This is a genomic window from Nocardia terrae (genome assembly GCF_009760405.1).
Taxonomy (GTDB): domain Bacteria; phylum Actinomycetota; class Actinomycetes; order Mycobacteriales; family Mycobacteriaceae; genus Nocardia; species Nocardia terrae.
In genome coordinates this window covers 193,498-211,590 of record NZ_WRPP01000013.1, presented here as the reverse complement: position 1 = coordinate 211,590, position 18,093 = coordinate 193,498, and the positions used below count along the sequence as shown (strand labels likewise).

17 protein-coding genes are annotated in these 18,093 nt (G+C 67.6%); 8 read left to right on the top strand and 9 right to left on the bottom strand.

The features are described 5' to 3' along the window. Positions 1–252: 252 nt before the first annotated feature. Entirely contained in the window at positions 253–1,785 is a 1,533-nt protein-coding gene (locus GPX89_RS40540; RefSeq protein ID WP_157393075.1) for an alpha/beta hydrolase, read from the bottom strand. A 231-nt stretch (positions 1,786–2,016) separates the two neighbouring features. Beyond that, positions 2,017–3,504 (bottom strand): RNA-guided endonuclease InsQ/TnpB family protein, encoded by a 1,488-nt coding sequence (locus GPX89_RS40535; RefSeq protein WP_157393074.1) that lies wholly within the window; start codon positions 3,502–3,504, stop codon positions 2,017–2,019. 122 nt (positions 3,505–3,626) lie between these two features. Between GPX89_RS40535 and GPX89_RS40530 the strand changes: the two genes are divergently transcribed. Beyond that, positions 3,627–4,760, top strand: coding sequence for a S1C family serine protease (locus tag GPX89_RS40530; protein WP_198347815.1), 1,134 nt, complete (start codon positions 3,627–3,629; stop codon positions 4,758–4,760). A 60-nt stretch (positions 4,761–4,820) separates the two neighbouring features. Then, positions 4,821–5,291: an SRPBCC family protein gene (locus GPX89_RS40525; RefSeq protein WP_157393072.1), complete on the top strand. Its 471-nt coding sequence runs from the start codon at positions 4,821–4,823 to the stop codon at positions 5,289–5,291. 35 nt (positions 5,292–5,326) lie between these two features. Here GPX89_RS40525 and GPX89_RS40520 read toward each other — a convergent pair whose 3' ends face one another. Further along, positions 5,327–5,659, bottom strand: coding sequence for a hypothetical protein (locus GPX89_RS40520; RefSeq protein ID WP_198347814.1), 333 nt, complete (start codon positions 5,657–5,659; stop codon positions 5,327–5,329). A 151-nt stretch (positions 5,660–5,810) separates the two neighbouring features. Here GPX89_RS40520 and panB point away from each other — a divergent pair, with 151 nt between their 5' ends. The 4 genes from panB to GPX89_RS40500 all read left to right on the top strand — a co-directional run bounded on the left by panB (position 5,811) and on the right by GPX89_RS40500 (position 9,152). Beyond that, positions 5,811–6,665 (top strand): 3-methyl-2-oxobutanoate hydroxymethyltransferase, encoded by an 855-nt coding sequence (gene panB, locus GPX89_RS40515; RefSeq protein WP_157393070.1) that lies wholly within the window; start codon positions 5,811–5,813, stop codon positions 6,663–6,665. A gap of 190 nt (positions 6,666–6,855) precedes the next feature. Beyond that, positions 6,856–7,296 (top strand): hypothetical protein, encoded by a 441-nt coding sequence (locus tag GPX89_RS40510; protein WP_157393069.1) that lies wholly within the window; start codon positions 6,856–6,858, stop codon positions 7,294–7,296. Continuing rightward, on the top strand, positions 7,296–8,252 hold the full coding sequence (gene pip, locus GPX89_RS40505) for a prolyl aminopeptidase (RefSeq protein ID WP_157393068.1): 957 nt from the start codon (positions 7,296–7,298) through the stop codon (positions 8,250–8,252). Before GPX89_RS40510 ends, pip begins: the two co-directional genes overlap by 1 nt. Further along, entirely contained in the window at positions 8,253–9,152 is a 900-nt protein-coding gene (locus GPX89_RS40500) for a CHAD domain-containing protein (protein ID WP_157393067.1), read from the top strand. 100 nt (positions 9,153–9,252) lie between these two features. On the opposite strand, the gene GPX89_RS40495 is transcribed toward GPX89_RS40500, so the two are convergent. Next, complete coding sequence (locus GPX89_RS40495) at positions 9,253–9,930, bottom strand: TIGR00645 family protein (protein WP_157393066.1); 678 nt, start codon at positions 9,928–9,930, stop codon at positions 9,253–9,255. Between the two features lie 112 nt (positions 9,931–10,042). On the opposite strand from GPX89_RS40495, the gene GPX89_RS40490 reads away from it, so the two are divergent. Beyond that, on the top strand, positions 10,043–10,960 hold the full coding sequence (locus GPX89_RS40490) for a DUF4436 family protein (protein WP_157393065.1): 918 nt from the start codon (positions 10,043–10,045) through the stop codon (positions 10,958–10,960). A gap of 72 nt (positions 10,961–11,032) precedes the next feature. Here GPX89_RS40490 and GPX89_RS40485 read toward each other — a convergent pair whose 3' ends face one another. From GPX89_RS40485 to GPX89_RS40465, 5 genes are all read right to left on the bottom strand, one after another. Continuing rightward, a complete protein-coding gene (locus GPX89_RS40485; protein ID WP_157393064.1) occupies positions 11,033–11,788 on the bottom strand; it encodes an SDR family NAD(P)-dependent oxidoreductase in 756 nt (251 codons plus the stop codon). 207 nt (positions 11,789–11,995) lie between these two features. Further along, positions 11,996–12,934, bottom strand: coding sequence for an SMP-30/gluconolactonase/LRE family protein (locus GPX89_RS40480; protein ID WP_157393063.1), 939 nt, complete (start codon positions 12,932–12,934; stop codon positions 11,996–11,998). 14 nt (positions 12,935–12,948) lie between these two features. Then, positions 12,949–14,016, bottom strand: a complete 1,068-nt coding sequence (locus GPX89_RS40475; protein ID WP_235949175.1) for an ABC transporter permease — start codon at positions 14,014–14,016, stop codon at positions 12,949–12,951. A 7-nt stretch (positions 14,017–14,023) separates the two neighbouring features. Continuing rightward, positions 14,024–15,529: a sugar ABC transporter ATP-binding protein gene (locus GPX89_RS40470; protein WP_157393105.1), complete on the bottom strand. Its 1,506-nt coding sequence runs from the start codon at positions 15,527–15,529 to the stop codon at positions 14,024–14,026. After that, entirely contained in the window at positions 15,529–16,578 is a 1,050-nt protein-coding gene (locus GPX89_RS40465; RefSeq protein WP_157393062.1) for a substrate-binding domain-containing protein, read from the bottom strand. Before GPX89_RS40465 ends, GPX89_RS40470 begins: the two co-directional genes overlap by 1 nt. 157 nt (positions 16,579–16,735) lie before the next feature. Here GPX89_RS40465 and GPX89_RS40460 point away from each other — a divergent pair, with 157 nt between their 5' ends. Further along, positions 16,736–17,983, top strand: a complete 1,248-nt coding sequence (locus tag GPX89_RS40460; protein ID WP_328602878.1) for an ROK family protein — start codon at positions 16,736–16,738, stop codon at positions 17,981–17,983. Positions 17,984–18,093 lie beyond the last annotated feature (110 nt).

The window sequence follows — 18,093 nt, the reverse complement described above, 5'->3', positions numbered from 1 at the left end:
TTTGCGGCGCTGGAGGTCTCGTTCTTCCCTCCCTCCGCTCCTCCGCTTCGCTCCCCCGCTCCACTCAGTCCAGAACGAGACGCGCCGCAAACCTTTCGGGAAGTCAGCAGGTCAGGCCCGCGGCGGGCTCCGCTTCGCTCCGGGCGGGGTTTGCGGCGCTGGAGGTCTCGTTCTTCCCTCCCTCCGCTCCTCCGCTTCGCTCCCCCGCTCCACTCAGTCCAGAACGAGACGCGCCGCAAACCTTTCGGGAAGTCAGCAGGTCAGGCCCGCGGCGGGCTCCTTCAGATCGATGAGATACGAGATCACCGGGTCATCGACGCAGGCTTTGCCCTGTAGGGACACGGTGTGCTGGGTGCCCTTGAAGGTGATCAGGCTCGCCCCCAGCTGCTGGGCGAGGTCCACGCCCGACTGGTACGGGGTGGCCGGATCGTCGGTGGTGGAGACCACCACGGTCTTGGGCAGGCCCTGGATCGAAAGCTTGTGCGGCGAGCTCGTATTCGGGACCGGCCAGAAGGCGCACGAGTCCAGCGGGGCGGCATTGCTGCCGTGGCCGTCGTCGCGGAAGGGGGCGGCCTTCCGGGCATCGGCGTCCAGCTGGGCGGCGACGGCGCGGTCGGTGATCGGCGGATCGTCCACGCAGCGAATCGCGCTGAACGCGTCGGAGCTGTTGTCGTAGGTGCCGTTGTCCTGGCGGCCGTCGTACAGGTCGGCCAGGGCCTGCAGCGTGTCGCCGCTGCCCTGGGCCAGCTCACGCAGGCCCTTGGTGAGGGCGTTCCACAAGCGCACCGAGTACAGGGCCTGCTGCGTGCCGGTCATGGCGTCGCCGTAGGGCAGGCCGCGCCCGTCCGAGGTGGGAACCGCCTTGTCCCACAACGGGAGCACCAGGGCCCGGAACCTCGCGGTCGCCTGCGCCGGATCGTCGCCGATCGGGCAGTTGGTCTTCTCCTTGGACGCGCAGTCGGCGGCGTAGCTGTCGAAGACCTTCTGGAAGCTGGCGGCCTGGCCCAGAGATTCCTTGATCGGATCCTGGTCCGGCTTGAGCGCGCCGTCGAGCACGAGCGCGCGCACATGATCGGGGAACTTCTCGGCGTAGGAGTAGCCCAGGCGGGTGCCGTAGGAGTAGCCCAGGTAGGTCAGCTTCGCATCACCCAGGACGCCCCGGATCACGTCCATGTCCTGCACCACTTCCCGGGTGCCGACGTGGGCGAGGAAGTCCTTGCCGGTGCGATCGACGCACTTGTTGGCGAAGTCCTTGTTCTCGGCCTCCTGGGCCGCGATGCCGGCGGGCGAGTTGTCCTTGTTGGGTTCGGCGCGCTGGGCGTCGTCCTCGGCGTCGGTCATGCACTTGATGGCGGGCTGCGACATGCCGGTGCCGCGCGGGTCGAAGCCGATCCGGTCGAAGCGTTCGGCCAGCTTGGTGTTGTCGCCCTGACCGACCATGCTCAGGCCGCCGACGCCCGGCCCGCCCGGGTTGAACAGCAGCGACCCGATCTTGTTTCCGGTGGCCTTGATTCGCGAGAGCGCGATCTTGGCGGTCGCGCCGTTGGGGTTGGCGTAGTCGACCGGCACCGTCACCCGGGTGCACTCCGCACCCTTGGGCAGCTCGTCGCCGCCGGTGCTGTAGTCCTGGCAACTACCCCAGGTCAGCTGTTGTTTATAGAAGGAATCCAGTCCCACCGGTGCGGTCGCGGTGGGTTTGCCGTCCACCACGCTGGTGCACGCAGCCGCCGTCATCGCCAACGCCGTCACTAGGAGCACGACCCGGCCGGTTCGCATCAACGCCATCCCACGATCGTGCCATCCCGCCGAAAACACTCGCGCACCCCTCGGTTGGTCCATATATCTGTCTCTTTACATCGCGCCCGCCGCGGCTGTGCGAAACGTCACGCATGCCACGGAACCGGGACGCTAGAGGTTCGGAGCCGACTCCGCTCGGTACGTGGGCGTTCACACGGTAATAGCGTGCCGAAAACCCTGATCGGTCCTCGGGCACCGCCTTTCTCGGGCGTCGTCAGTTCACACCATCCGCATAGTGTGAACGTCGGTTCCCGCATCATCCGGGTCGGTTTCACCGACACTCACAGGGTGTTGGTCAGCGCCTTCTCGTCGGCGGACATTGGTGACCCGGCCTCGTGCTTCGGGGTCCGGGGGTCGAGGAGAGTTCTCGTCGCATATCGTCGGCCATGCCGCGAGGTTGATCGCTGCGTTGTGATCACGGTCGGCGCGAAACCCACACTCGCAGAAGTACACCCGATCAGACAACGTCAGTTTGGTGTTCAGTGCGGTGCAGGCCGAGCAGCGTTTGCTCGACGGGTACCAGCGGTCGGCAGCGACGACCGTGCCGCCGCGCCAATGCTGTTTGTAGCGCAATATTCGGCAGAAGTCCGCCCATCCGGCGTCGCCGATCGCGCGTGCCAGACGGCGGTTACCAAGTAATCCCGCCACATTCAAGTCCTCCACAACGAGCCGGTCGTGGGTTTTGACCAGCATGTTGGCGAGTTGATGCAGGAAGTGGCGACGGACATTGGTCACACGATTGTGATGCCGCGCCAGGCGAGCCGCAGCATCTTGACGGTTACGGGATCCTTTCTGTTTGCGAGACAACGATTTCGCCAGACGCCGTTGCCGACGCAGTCCGGCCGCCAGCGGTTTCGGCGGGTGGTCGATGCGAGCAACCTCGGTCCCGTCGGAGGTGGCGGCGACCAGGTAACTCGTCAACCCACGATCGATCCCAACCCAACCGGTGTCGTCGTCGATCGCGCGCGGTGCGTGCTGGAGCGCGGGGTGAAGGTCGGCGGCCTCGACGGTCACGCTGAGCTGCCAGCGACCCATGCGGTATGTGACCGTCGTGAAAAGGATCTTGGCCCGTCCGTTCGCGAGCATGCGTCGAAGGGGACGCGTGTCCTCTCGCACCCGGATCGGCCCGATGCCTGGCAGGGTCACCGACCGTGGAATCGTGTTGTCGCCAACCCGGATCGCCGTCCCACCGGACTTCGAGATCTTGTTTCGCAGCCGAAATGACGGCCTGGTCGACTTCTTCTCCTTAAATCGAGGAAATCCGACCCTCTTACCTTTGCGTTTGCCCGCGCGGGAGTCGAAGAAGGCAGTCAGGGCCCGCCCGCAGTCGATCGCAGCTTCTTCGAACACTTGCTGGCGCACTTCGCCGCGCCATGCCAGACCGGTGACCTCGACCTCTGCGACGCCGCTCGAATCGACAGAAATCACCCGACCGGCGGCTTCGGTCTTCTTCCACGCGTTGAAAGCGTTGATCAGGCTGAATCCGGTCCATGGCACCTGCTGGTCAGGGTCGGTTTCGCGTTGGGTCAGGGCGGATTTCACGAAACCCAAACACGTGTTGAACGCGAACCTGGCCGCACCGGCGTGACGGTCGAGCAGCCGCTGCTGCTCGACCGTCGGGTCGAGGCAGTACCGGAAGGTTGTGTGGCGGCCCATTACCAGCGAGTGTGACGCAACCCACCGACAAACAACCGTCAGCTCGGCCATCGACGATACACATCCGTCGCACCCGCCATTTCCCGATACGCGCTAAGTAAGTCCCCAGGCGGCTCTCAGAAACCGCATGCTTAATGGGAAGGAACCGGGGGGCTCTACCTATGAGGGATGCCATGAACGTGCAACCACAGTCGTCGGACCGCTTCGCCGCGGGTTCGACGCGCTCGCGCACCATCCGGGCCGCGGCCGCCGCGGTCGTGGCACTGGCCGCCACCTTGGGGCTGGTGGCGTGCGGACCCAACACGCTGGTGCCGGGCAATCCGGTCGCGCAGTCGCCGGGCGGGGTGACGCAGAGCCAGCCCATCGACTTCACCACTCCCCCAGCCGATCTCGACAGCGCCGCGCAGGCCGTGGTGCCGGGCATCGTGGATGTCGACACCGAGCTGGGCCTGCAGAACGGGGAGGGCGCGGGCACCGGCATCGTGCTCAGCTCCGACGGCATCGTGCTCACCAACAACCATGTGGTGGAGGGCGCGACCAAGATCTCGGTCACCGATCTGGGCAACGGGCAGAGCTATGACGCGACGGTGCTCGGGTTCGATCGCAGTGAGGACATGGCCGTCATCAAGCTGTCCGGCGCCTCCGGCCTGCAGACCGCGCCCCTCGGCGATTCGGACAAGGTGGCGGTCGGCGACGCCGTCGTCGGTGTCGGCAACGCGGGCGGCCGCGGCACTCCCACCGCCGCCACCGGCCGGGTCACCAACCTGAACCGCGCCATCACCGCCAGCGACGACGCCACCGGCAGCGCCGAACAGCTGACCGGCCTGATCCAGGTCGCCGCCAATATCGAGCCCGGCGATTCCGGTGGCCCCCTGGTCAATTCGGCCGGCCAGGTGATCGGCATGGACACAGCCGCCTCCAAGGGCTTCCGCTTCAGCACCAGCGGCGGCCAGGGCTTCGCCATCCCGATCAACAAGGCCTTGACCGTGGCCAAGCAGATCCAGGCCGGCCAATCCTCCGACCGCGTCCACATCGGCGACACCGCCTTCATCGGCGTCTCGGTCACCTCCGTCACCGGCGGCGCCCAGATCCGCGGCGTAGTCCAGGGCGGCCCCGCCGACCAACTCGGCCTCGAGGCCCGCGACGTCATCACCGCCGTCGACGACCACTCCGTCACCTCCGCCACCGACCTCACCAGCACCATGGACCAACACCACCCGGGCGACAACATCACCCTGAAGTGGACCGACCCCACCGGCCAAAGCCAGTCCGCCAAGGTCCAATTGGCCAAGGGGCCGGTCGGCTAGCCCCGAACCCCGAAGCCGCACAGGGGTTTAGATTGCCGACATCCCTGTTAGCGTACGGAGATGCAGGGAAGTGTGACGGTCCGGATGGCCGCGCCCGCCGAGGAGATCTGGCGGCTGGTCAGCGACATCACGAATACCGGAAAGTTCAGCCCGGAGACATTCGACGCCGAATGGCTGGGCGGGGCAACAGCGCCCGCTGTCGGGGTGAAGTTCCGGGGACATGTGAATCGGAACGGGTGGGGCCTGAAGTACTGGACGGTCTGCCGAATCATTGCGTGTGAGCCCGGCCGGGAGTTCGCGTTCACCGTGCTGGGGCGCGGCGGGGCAGGGCTCAACACGTGGCGCTACCGGTTCGAGCCGGTCGACGGCGGAACCGACGTCACCGAATCCTTCGAATTGCAACCCACTCCGCTGCTCCGGCTGTACTGGCTGATGGCCGGATGGGCACGAGGCAGAACCAACACCGACGGAATGCGCGCGACACTCGAGCGCATCAAGGCAGTCGTCGAAGATCCCACCCGACAGTCGTAGGTCGGCGATCGGCGAATTCGACCGCTCCCTTCCGGTCACGACGTGCGATGGATTCGGCCCGGCGGTGGGAAGTGTTCCGGGGTGTCGTCGGTCCACGAGTAGTACTCGAGCCCGGTCAGTTTTCCGTCCTGGACGAACAGGAGGAGTCCTCCGTCGTCGGTTGCGGCTTCCCTGGCCGGGTTGGGGCGGTTCGGTGCGGCGGGTGTGGTCGGGTCCACCAGGAGGTCGATGGCCGGGCAGCCGCAGGCGCACTTCCCGATCACCTTCACGGTCAGCGCCTGCTCGCGTAGTTCGGCAGCGCCCGGGAAGTCGCCCTCGAGCATGGCGTACAGAGCTTCCCGCTCGTTGACGGTCGGTTCTCGTTCCACGAGTCGAGTGTGATGGCCGGGCATCGGGCCCACGTCCGTGGGTGTGAGGAATTCCATCGGCGGGGTGAGCGGGGGGAATGGCAGACTTAGGGGCGTCAGAACAACCCGGGGACCCGGTCAGGGCCTCGAGGAAACGACGAAAGGGACGATGATGTCCGTATCCGATGCGGAAACCCCTGTGTACGGGTCTGCGGCGCCGAAGACTCCCGCCAAGCGGAAGATGCGAGTGCAGCACCTGCAGCAGATGAAGCAGGCCGGGGAGAAGTGGTCCATGTTGACCGCTTACGACTACTCGACTGCGCGGCTGTTCGAAGAGGCCGGCATTCCGGTGCTCTTGGTCGGGGATTCGGCCGCGAATGTGGTTTATGGGTACGACACCACGGTGGCGATCACCGTGGACGAGCTGATTCCGCTGGTTCGGGGTGTGGTGAAGGGCGCACCGCACGCGCTGGTGGTGGCGGATCTGCCGTTCGGTAGTTACGAGTCCTCTCCTGAGCAGGCACTTGCCACGGCTGTGCGGTTCATGAAGGAGGGCGGCGCGCACGCGGTGAAGCTCGAGGGCGGTGAGCGGGTGGCCGACACCATTCACAAACTGACCGCGGCGGGCATTCCGGTGATGGCGCATATCGGGTTCACGCCGCAGAGCGTCAATACCCTCGGCGGGTTCCGGGTGCAGGGGCGCGGGGACGGAGCCGAGCAGCTCATCGCCGACGCCATCGCGGTGCAGGAGGCGGGAGCCTTCTCCGTCGTGATGGAGATGGTGCCCGCGGAACTGGCCGGTCAGGTCACCCGCAAGCTGACCATTCCGACCGTCGGCATCGGGGCCGGAGTGGAATGCGATGCGCAGGTGCTGGTCTGGCAGGACATGGTGGGCTACACCGGCGGCAAGACCGCCAAGTTCGTCAAGCAGTTCGCCGATGTGGGCGGCCAGTTGCGTACCGCCGCAGCCACTTACGCGGACGAGGTGCGGCGCGGCGTGTTCCCCGGCCCGGAGCACAGCTACTGAGCCGTCCGGCCGCGCAGTGAAACGAACGCCCCCGCGGAGATCCGCGGGGGCGTTTTTCCGCGCGGATTCAATAGCCGACGGCTATCGACCCGCACTCGCCCCCGGTCTTCTCGGTCAACCACCCGGTTTTGATGGCAGACTCGGTAGCCAACGAGCTGGATCGACCAAAGGTGAGTTCATGGATCGTGGAATGAGTCGCTGGATTCGGCGGGCGCCGCTGTTGATCGCCGCGGTGGCCGCCGTCGCGCTGACCGCGGCCTGCGGTAGCTCCTCGACATCGACGCAGCCGCAGGGCTCCTCCTCGCCGCTCTCCTCGACGCCCAAGCCGACCGCCTCGGGTGCTCCGAGCACCTCGGCGAACGCGCAGCTGACCGTGACCGATGATCAGGCCAAGCAGCTGTGCGATCTGATTCGGCCGCAGCTCTCGGACTGGCGGGTGCAGACTCCGACCCTGGACAAGATCTCGCTCAACACGACAGTGGCCCAGTGGGCGTTGCAGACCGGCGTCAATGTGCTGTCCGAGCGGGGCGTGGTGGATCGGGTCACCATCAAGAGCTGCCCGGACGTGCGTGACGAGGCGCTGAAGGCGATCGAGATCCCGGATCTGGCCTCGGGCCTGGTGGCGGGCTGATGCGCACCCTGTACCCGCCGATCGAGCCCTACGAGCAGGGCATGCTGGACGTCGGCGACGGCCAGCACCTCTACTACGAGGTGAGCGGCAACCCGGACGGCAAGCCCGCGGTCTTCCTGCACGGCGGACCGGGCGGCGGCACCTCGCCGTACCACCGGCAGTTCTTCGATCCCGAGGCGTACCGGATCGTGCTGTTCGATCAGCGCGGGTGCGGCAGATCGACGCCGCACATCGCCGACGGGGCGAGTCTCGAGCACAACACCACCTGGCATCTGGTCGCCGATATCGAAAGGCTGCGAACGCATCTGGGCGTCGAACGCTGGCAGGTGTTCGGCGGTTCCTGGGGTTCGACGCTGGCGCTGAGCTACGCGCAGGCCCACCCCGACCGGGTCACCGAATTGGTGCTGCGGGGGATATTCTTGTTGCGGCGCAAGGAAATCGATTGGTACTACAATGGCTCCGCGGGGTACGTGTACCCCGATGAGTGGGAGAAGTTCCTGGCGCCGGTGCCCGAGGCAGACCGCGACCAGGACCTGGTCGAGGTCTACCACCGTCTCCTGCACTCCCCCGATGCCGCCCTCGCCACCGACGCGGCCGTCGCGTGGTCCACCTGGGAGGGTTCCACGAGTTCCCTGCTGCCCCACCCGGATCGGGTCGCCGAAACCGCCGACCCGCGTTTCGCGCTGGCCTTCGCCCGCATCGAGAACCACTATTTCGTCAACCACGGCTTCCTCGACGAGGGGCAGCTGTTGCGCGACATCGACCGCATCGCCCACATTCCCGGCGTGATCGTGCAGGGCCGCTACGACGTGGTGTGCCCGGCCACCAGCGCCTGGGATCTGCACAGGGCCTGGCCCGCTTCGGAATTGCACCTGGTGCCCGACGCCGGTCACGCCGCGCTGGAACCCGGCATCACCCACCACCTGGTGGAAGCCACCGACAAATACAGGACGTAGATGAGCACCACAGCCGGTTCCGCCTTGGTCGACGCAGTAGCCGCCGATGTGGACCGGCTGTGTACAGCCGAACCCGATGTGCGCGAAGATCTTCCGGATTCCGTCCACAAGATGCGGGTGGCGACCAGGCGGCTGCGCAGCGTGCTGAAGTCCTATCGCCGGATACTACGACGCAAACCGGTCGGCGAGATCACCGACGAATTGCGATGGCTGGGCGGACTGCTGGGAGTCGCACGGGATGCCGAGGTGCGGGCCGAGCGCTTCGCCGCACTGCTGAGCGATGCCGGCATCCCCTTCGACGAGAAGACCGTGCCACAGGGCGAGAAAGCCGCTCCGCGAAGGGATTTCGGCGCGGAGCTGGTCGCCGATCAACGCCGTTTCTACGCCGGCGCGCACCGGGCGGCGGTGGACGCCTTCGACAGCCGCCGCTACCGCAGCCTGGTCGAGCGTCTGCACGGCTTGCTCAGCGACCCGCCGCTACGGCCCTCATATGCCGACGAACCCGCCGACGAGGTCTTCACCGCAGTGCTGCGGCACGACTTCCGGGAGTTGCGCCGTCTGGTGCGGATGGAACCCGGCCTGTCCGAGGCGCATCGGGTCGAGCATCTGCACGAGATCCGTAAGGCCGCCAAGCGCCTGCGCTATTCGGCCGAGGCCGCCACGGCCGTGCTCGGCACGCCAGCCGAGGAGCTGGGCAAGAAGGCCAAGAGCCTGCAGACCGTCCTCGGCGATCATCGCGATGCCATCGAGACGCTGCAGACCCTGCGCGAACACGTCCCCGCCGACGGCGACGAATCCGGCTATCAGCGGCTGTGCGACGCGGAGGAAGCGGCGGCGGCCAAGGCACTCGAGCAGTACCCCGACGCCGCCGAATTCCTCCGCCATCGGCCACTGGGCTGAGTATTCGCCTGGTCCTATCCACTTCGTCATCCCGGCATAGTTCGGCCGGGATCCACTGCAACAGGCTGAATTCCGGCCAAATGCGTGCCGGAGTGACGGGCTAGTTGACCCGGATCACCGCTTGATCGCCGTGCGCCCACCCCGCCGGATCCGCGCCCTCACCGGCGGGATGCGTTGTCCCGTTGCCGTTCTCGTGGCCGCCGTGATGCTCCTTGTGCGCGGCGTGCGGCATGATGCGGTCGATCCAGGCCAGCAGCACCGCGGACACCACGAACGCGAGATGGATGATCACCGGCCACAGATACCGCGCGGTGTGCGCACCCGGGTTGGTGTCGGTGGTGATGCTGATGAAGGTCTTGAGCAGGTGGATCGAGGAGATGCCGACGATCGACATGGCCAGCTTCACCTTCAGCACATTGGCGTTCACCTGCGCCAGCCACTCGGGCTGATCCGGATGCCCGTCGATGCGCAGCCGCGACACGAAGGTCTCGTAGCCGCCGACGATCACCATGATCAGCAGGTTGGAGATCATGACCACGTCGATCAGCCCCAGCACCGAGAGCATGATGCTGGTTTCGGCATTGCCCTCGCCGAACAGGCCGTGCACCAGATCCCACAGCTCGCGCAGGAACTGCCACACGTACGCGGCCTGCGCCACGATCAGACCCAGGTACAGCGGCAGCTGCAGCCAGCGGCTGAGGAAGATGAAATAGCCCAGGCTGCGCTGCTGGGCGGCCTCGGGGGAGGCCGGGTGGGGATTCGGGGTTGGAAAAGCCATGTGACTCAATACAGCACGGCCGAAATCAAGCACCGATCAGTAACCGATCACGGCCGGGCGGCGTGATGCCTTCCTGATCGATCGGTGATGGCCGCGCCGATAGGTTCGCCGCGTGCAACATGGAATCGAGCAGAAACGCCGTGGTCCGCTGTGGCTGGTCGCGATCGTGGCGGCCCTCATCGTGGGTCTGGCGCTGGCACTGTCGACCTACGGGGTGGGGCGAACGCGGGCGGAGGCCACGCATCCCTTCGGCAATACCGAGGTCAGGGATCGGGTGGATCTGGGCATCTGGGTCGGCAGGATCGATCCGGTCACTCAGACCGCCACCGTGGAGGTGCTGGCGCAGCCGCGCGGCGCGCTGGCCGACAAGAACGGCAATTTCGCCTCCGACGCGCTGCTCTACGCTTCGGCGCTGAAGGCCGATCCGATCAAAATCAAAGCGGGCGAACCGATCTCCGCCGCCGAGGTGAAGGTGGTGGTGGAGGGCTCGCTCACCGACTACCCGTTCGACGCCTACGACGCCGTGCTGGCCTTCGACGTGTTCAGCGGAGACAAGCGCCTGCCCACGGCGGCCACGGTGGCCAGCGGCGACACCCTGTTCGCGGTGAGCGAGCGACCGGAGTCCAACGCGGACAACGGGATCGACCTCACCCTGCACGCGAGCCGGTCGCTCCCCACGCTGGTGTTCGCCCTGTTCATCATGACCCTCATGCTCGGGCTGGCGCTGGCCGCGGCCATCGCCTGCTACTACGTCCTCGCCGGCAAGCGGGGTCTGATGTTCCCGGCCGTATCCATGATGGGCGCACTGCTCTTCGCACTGGTCCCGCTGCGCAACGCGGTGCCCGGTGGCGCTCCGATCGGCTCGATCATCGATTTCACGTCGTTCTTCATCGCGGAGGGCATCATCTCGGCGGCGCTGGTCGGCACCGTGATCGTGGGCTACCGCGTGGAGATGGCCAGGGAGCGCGCCGAACAGGCGGCCACCCAGCATCCGACCGATCAATTCCGAATGGTCGTGCCGCAGCGCTGATTCACCGCAATCCCTTGCGCGATATCACCGCAATCCCTTGCGCGAATATCACCGCAATCCCTTGCGCGAATATCACCGTGATTCCTTGCGCACGCTCCAGCCGCCGTCGACGACGAGGTTGGCGCCGGTGATGAAGGAGGCGTCGTCGGAGGCGAGGAAGGCGATGGCGGCCGCCACCTCCTCCGGCGCGCCCAACCGGTCCAACACCGTTGCCCGAGCCGATAATTCGCGCCCCTCCTCATCGACGTCGTCCCACACCGGGGTGAGGATGGGCCCGGGCAGCACGCCGTTCACCCGCACCTGATCCTGCCCGTACTCCACCGCGAGCTGCCGCACCAGCGAGGTGAGCCCGCCCTTGGCCGCGGCATACACCGGATATCCGGGCAGCCCGAACTGCGCATGCACACTGGACACCGCGACCACGCTTCCGCGCCGGGCCCGCAGATCGTCGATGAAGGCCCGCACCCCCAGGAACAACGGCGTGAGATTCACCGCCAGCCCGTCGTCCCACTGCCGCCTGCTCAACTCGTGCGCGGGAATGATCGCCTGCCGAGAAGCATTGCTGCACAGGAAATCCAACGGCCCGAACACCTCGTCCACCCGCTCCCGCAGCGCCTCCCACGACTCCTCGAGCGTCACATCGCACCGCTGGAATTCGGCACACCCGCCGGCCGCCCGGATCTTCGCCGCCACCTCCCGTCCCCCGACCTCGTCGACATCCGCGATGACAACCAACGCGCCCTCGGCCGCGAGCCGCACCGCCGTGGCCGCCCCGATCCCCGACGCCGCCCCGGTAACGACCGCAACCCGATCCGCCAACCGACTCATACTCTTCCCCTTCACACTCAACGCCGACTCTCCGCCACGCGATGCCGCCCCGCCCCTCACGCGGTCCGGTCCCGCGGTCGATCCGCATCCGACGATCCGGCCGCGCTGGCGGATACCCGCCCACGATCAGCCGCGAGATCACCACCGGTGCGGGCATATCCGATGTCGGGCGATGCCGGAGTTCGGGGCGGATTCGTATCCTGTCCGTCAGTGGTCATCGGCGAGCACCGGCCTCGAGTCCGCGAACGGCGTCATGGGTAGTCCGGTGGTGCCCGGCACGCAGGTGAACAGGCGGCCCGCGAACGCTTCTTCGGCGGCCTCGTTCTCGGCGGCGGTGGTGATGACCAGGACATCCAGGGCGGGTCCGGCGAATGTGCAGCTCGAGACCTGGGAGGGGCCGACCTCGATGGTCGTGCGGAGCGATCCGGCGGGGTCGAAGCCGCGGACCTGACCCGCACCCCAGACCGCGACCCACACATTGCCCTCGGCATCGACGGTCAGGCCGTCGGGCTCGCCGTCCTCGAAATGCGCGAACGGCCTTGCCTCGCCGAGGGTTCCGGTGTCGAGGTCGTAGTCGAAGGCGTCGACGCGGTGGGTCGGGCTGTCCGCGTAGTAGAGGGTGCGCCCGTCGGGGCTCCAGCCGAGACCGTTGGAGATGGTCACGCCGGTGCGCAGGGTGATCAGAGTGCCGTCCGGGTCGAGGCGGTAGAGCGCCGCCGTTCGCGGCGCACCGCTCGGGACCATCGTCCCCGCCAGCACCCGGCCTCGTGGATCGACCTTGGCATCGTTGAAGCGGCGATACACACCGTCGGTTGGAAATGCCACGGCGACAACCGGACCGAGGGTCGGCCCATCGCTGCCGGCATCCCACTCCTCGGCTGCCCCGTCGATGCTGACGATGGTGTCGCCCATGGTCGCCAGGAGGCGGCCGGAGGCGCACGGCAGGACCGCGCTGACCGGTGGAGTGAGGCTGAGCGTTGCCTGGTGCTTCAGATCCGGGGTGAGGCCGTCGGTCAGGGTGGCGCGATGGATGAGACCGGCGCGGATGTCGACCCAGAGCAGTTGCCGGGTGCGGGGGTCCCAGACGGGACCTTCGCACAGTCGGCCGGGCGGTGGGGCACACAGGTGTGCCCTGAGAGTGTGCATGGTGGCTCCGGGGGCTAGGTCGGGAGGCCGACGGCGCGTTCGCCGCTGCGGCGTTGCTGGATGACGACGGCGGCGACGAGCAGGGAGCCCTGGGCTACGTTCTGCCAGAAGGTGTTCACGCCCACGACGTTCAGACCGTTGTCGAGTGCGCCGAGCAGGATGACGGCGAGCAGCGTGCCGCCCACGGTGCCCTTGCCGCCCTTGAGGGCGCAGCCGCCGAGCGCGGCGGCGGTGATGGCCTTCAGTTCGAGGCCCTCGCTGCCGGAGACGGGCTGGCCGGAGCCGGTGCGGGCGGTGAGGATGATGCCCGCGATGGCGGCCACCACGCCGGCCAGCATGTACACGGCGATCAGGTATTTGTTGATGTTGATGCCGGAAAGGCGTGCGGCGGTGTCGTTTCCGCCGATCGCGTAGATGTTGCGGCCGATGTCGGTGTACTTCAGCAGCACGTGCACGCCGAGGGCGACCAGGGCCAGCACGATCACCGGGACCGGCAGGCCGATGATCTTGCCGCGGGCCAGGAAGATGAACACGTCGTTGTCGAGCACGAAGCCCTGGGCCTTGCCGCCCGAGATCAGTTGGGCCAGGCCCTTGTATGCGGCCAGGGTGGCCAGGGTCGCGATCACCGGGTTGACCCGGCCGTAGACGATGATCAAACCGTTGACCAGTCCCAGCACCAGGCCGACCCCGACGGCGGCGAGAATGCCGACGAAGGCGTTGCCGGAGGCCGAGGTGAAGGCCATGGCGCTGATGACCGAGGCGACACCCGCCTGCGAACCGACCGAGATGTCGAGCGCGCCGCAGATGATCACCACGGTCTGCACGACCGCGAGCAGCCCGAAAACCGTGACGGCGTCACCGATTCCGGCGATATTGCGGGGATCCAGGTAGCCGTCGTTGAGCCAGGCGAAGATGGCCACGACCACCACGAGCGCGCCGATCAGGCTGAGGTTGCCGGTGCCGATGCCCCGGATCACCCGGCGCGGGGTCATGGCGCCCACGCCGCTCAGATAGCGGGCCAGTCCCGGACTCGGCACGGAAACCGTTGCCTCCGAATTCACTTCGATGCGTTGATCGGTCATGGTGTTCCTAAAGGGGTCGCGAGGCGGTGAGGTCGTCGGCCATGGCCAGGGCGAGGATGGCCTCCTCGCTCGCGTCGGCGCGGTCCAGTTCGCCGGTGACGCGGCCCTGCTGCATGACGACGATGCGGTCGGCCAGGCCGAGGACTTCGGGGAGTTCCGAGGAGATCACCAGCACCGCCACGCCGGACTCGGCCAATTCCTCGATGACGTGGTAGATCTCGATCTTCGCGCCGACGTCGACGCCGCGCGTGGGCTCGTCCAGGATGAGCACGGTGGGTTTGCGCGCCAGCCAGCGCGCCAGCACCACCTTCTGCTGATTGCCGCCCGAGAGCTTGCGCACCTCCTGCTCGATGGAGGGCGTGCGCACCCGCAGCGATTCGACATACTGCGAGACCAGCTTCCGTTCCGCGCCGCGGCGCACGAAGCGCCAGCGCCGCAGCCGATCCAGCATGGCGAGCGAGATATTGTCGCGCACACCGCGATGCAGCAGCAGCGCCTGCGCCTTGCGTTCCTCGGGCGCGTAACCCATTCCGGCGCGGACCGCGTCGCGGGGCTGGCGCAATCGCACCCGCTGACCGGCCACCCGCACCTCCCCCGACCGGATCGGCAGGTCGCCCGCGAGCGCGCCCGCCAGCTCGGAGCGGCCCGCCCCGACCAGTCCGGCCAGCGCCACCACCTCGCCCGCGCGGACGTGCAGGCTCACGTCCCGCACGTCGTCGGTGGTGACGTGGTCCACCTCGAGCAGCACCGGCCCGAGCTCGGAATGCTTGCGCGCGAACACCGTCGACAGGTCGCGGCCGACCATCATGCGCACGATCTCCTGATCGTCGGTGTCGGCGGTGTCGCGCACGCCGACCAGCGCGCCGTCGCGCAGCACCGCCACCCGGTCGGCCAGCTGGAAGATCTCGCGCATGCGGTGGGACACGTAGATCACCGCGAGACCGCGATCGCGCAGGCGGCCGATGAGCGCGAACAGCGATTCGGTCTCGTGATCCGAGAGCGAGGAGGTGGGCTCGTCGAAGGCGATGACCTTCGCGTCGGTGGTCAGCGCCCGCATGATCTCCACCAATTGCCGTTGCGCGGCGGTCAGTTTCGAGCCGAGGGTATCGGGGTCCAGGTCCCGGTCGAAGCCGAGCCGGGTCAGATCGCCGCGCACCCGTTCCCGCAGCGCCGCCCGATCGAGCATGCGGCCCGCCCGGCGCGGGAGCGCGCCGAGGTAGACGTTCTCGGCGACCGAGACGTGCGGCACGATCTCCGGTTCCTGGCCGATCACCCGGATGCCCGCCGCGCGCGCATCGGCCGGACTGGCCAATTCCAGTGGGGTGCCGTCGAGTTCGAGGGTGCCGCCGTCGGGTCGATGGTCGCCGCCGAGGATCTTGATCAGCGTGGACTTGCCCGCGCCGTTCTCCCCCATCAGGGCGGTCACCATGCCCGCGGGGAAGTCCAGGCTCACCTCGCGCAGCGCCGGCACGCCTGCGAAGGTCTTGGTGAGCCCGGACACCCGCAGCCCCATCAGCTGCACGTCACGCCCGCCTGCTGCCAGTTGGTCGCATCGACCATCTTGGTGGGCGCGAACGCCTCGGGCGGCATGGCCTTTCCGTTCTTGAGGTAGTCGTACATGGTCTGCACGGCCAGCGCGCCGACGTCCTTGCCATTGATGAACAGCGCCGCCTTGAAGCCGGTCGGCTTGCCGCCGCGCCATTCCTTGCAGGCCAGGTACGCGCCCAGGCCGACGCCGAGCACATTGTCGGCCGCGTAGCCCGCGTTCTGGATGGCCGCGACACCGCCGCTGACGTTCTCGTCGTTGCAGCCCATGACGATCCAGTTCTTGACCGACCGGTTGCCCGCGACGGTGGCGGAGATCTTGTTCTGCGCGTCCGACGGAGTGTTGTCGGTGCCGACCTCGATCACCTTGACGTCCGCGCCCGAAACATCCTTGAACGCCTTCTGATTCGCCTTCACGCGATCGGTGCAGACGGTCACGTCCTGTTTCCAGGCGTCGACGATGGCGGTGTCCTCGGCCTTCCAGCCCAGCTTCTTGAAGTCCTCACCGGCGCGGGTGCCGACCTCGGTGCCCATCTGCGTGCCACTGAATCCCACGCGCGGCACCAGATTGTCCTTGCTGCAGGACGACGGGTCCGGGCCGTTGGCACAGACCTGGTCGTCGGAGGTGAGCAGGGCGACGCCGCCGGACTTGGCCAGCTGCGCGACCTGCGGGCCGACCGAGGGATCCGGGACCACCACGATGACGCCGTTGGCCTTTTGGTTCACCGCGTTCTGGACCTCGGTGACCGCCTTGTTGGCGTCGTTGCCGAGGTTCACCACCTTCAGGTCGACGCCCAGCTCCTTGGCCTTGGCCTTCGCGCCGTCGGCTTCGCCGATGAAGTACTCCTGGTCGCCTTGTTTCTGGGCGTAGACGAGGCTGACCGTGCCCGAAGCGTGCTGCGGGCCCGCGTTGTTCGAGCCGGAATCCTTGCCCGACGAACAGGCGGTCGCAGCCAGGGCCAGGGCGGACACGCAGACTAACGCGCTGGTCCAGCGGCGCCGGTGGGTCCAGGACATGAGCACTCCTAGGTGGTCTTCGACAAACCAAGTGTCAAAAGTGATTTGGGTTACAGTATGACTTCGGCTAACTGTTGTAAATACTGTTGGTCGAAGTTGTCCGAGAAGGTGAGTCCGGTTATCTTGGCGAGATCGGGTGGAAGGAGTGGGCGGAGCCGTGTACCAGCTGACCGCGCGGGATATCAGACGGCGCAACAGGTTCTGCGTGCTGCAGGCGGTGTACGCCGCGGCCGGGCACACCAGCAGGCAGGAGATCGCGGGGGCCACCGGTCTGTCGTTCGCCACCATCGGGAATCTGATCGCCGAACTGCTCGAAGTCGGGGTGCTCGCCGAGCTCGGCTACGAGGCGGCCGCGATCGGGCGGCCGCGCGCGCAACTGGCCATCAACCCCGATCGCGGGGTGCTGATCGGCGTCGATATCGCCGAAACCAGTATTCACGTGGACGTTTTCGATCTGGCCATGTCGGTTCTGCGGTCGAGCGAGGTGCCCGTCGATCCGGCGGCGACCACTCCCGACGACATCGTGGAGCTCATCGTGCTCGGCATCGGCGAGGTGATCGGGAGCGATGGCGACAAGGTGCTCGGCGTGGGGCTGAGCGTCCCGGGCCTGGTCGAGCCCGAGACCGGGACGTCGGTGTTCTCGCCGTACTGGCACTGGCACGACGTCGCGCTCAAGACCCTGCTCGAGCAACGGCTGAGTTATCCGCTCTACCTGGACAATCCGCTCAAGGCCAGCACGGCCGCGCAGCTCTGGTTCGGCGCGGGCCGCGACGTGGACGACCTGATCGTGGTCACCCTGCGCGCGGGCGTCGGCATCGGCGTGGTCATCGACGGCATGCTCTACCGCGGCGTCACCAACAGCGCGGGCGAATGGGGCCACACCAACCTGGTCCTCGACGGCCGCCCCTGCTCCTGCGGCCGCAACGGCTGCGTCGAGGCCTACGTGAGCGCGCCCGGCATCGCGGCGACCCTGCGCGAGATCGACTCCGCGAGCGAGCTTCTCGCCGACGATGACGCCGCCACCATCGCCGCGCTCGGCATCGCCGCGGCCCGCGGCGACGAGACCGCGGTGGCCGTCATCGCGAAGACCGGCCACTACCTCGGCGTCGCGGTCGCCAACCTGGTCAACCTCTTCAACCCGCGCCGCATGGTCTTCGGCGACCTCGTCGCCCGCCAGCTCGGCGCCCCGCTCCTGGAAGCGACCCGCCGCGCCGCCACCCATCACGCCATGTCGGACCCCTTCGCCGCGGTCACCCTCGAACTCGACACCCTCCCCCACAACCCGGTCAGCCTCGGCGCGGCCACCTTCGCCCTGGAGGGATTCCTCGCCGACCGGGAGACTTTCGGCTCGGTCGCCGCCCGCCGCGCCCGCCGCACCGACACCCCGCCGCTGACCCCGGCCTAGCATCTGCCACAACCACTCTCGCCGCCCGCCTCGGCACCGCCCGCGAACCCTCGTAACCCGGCCTCGGCGGCCGGGCGGCGCGATCACCGACGGACCGTAGGACCCGCCGG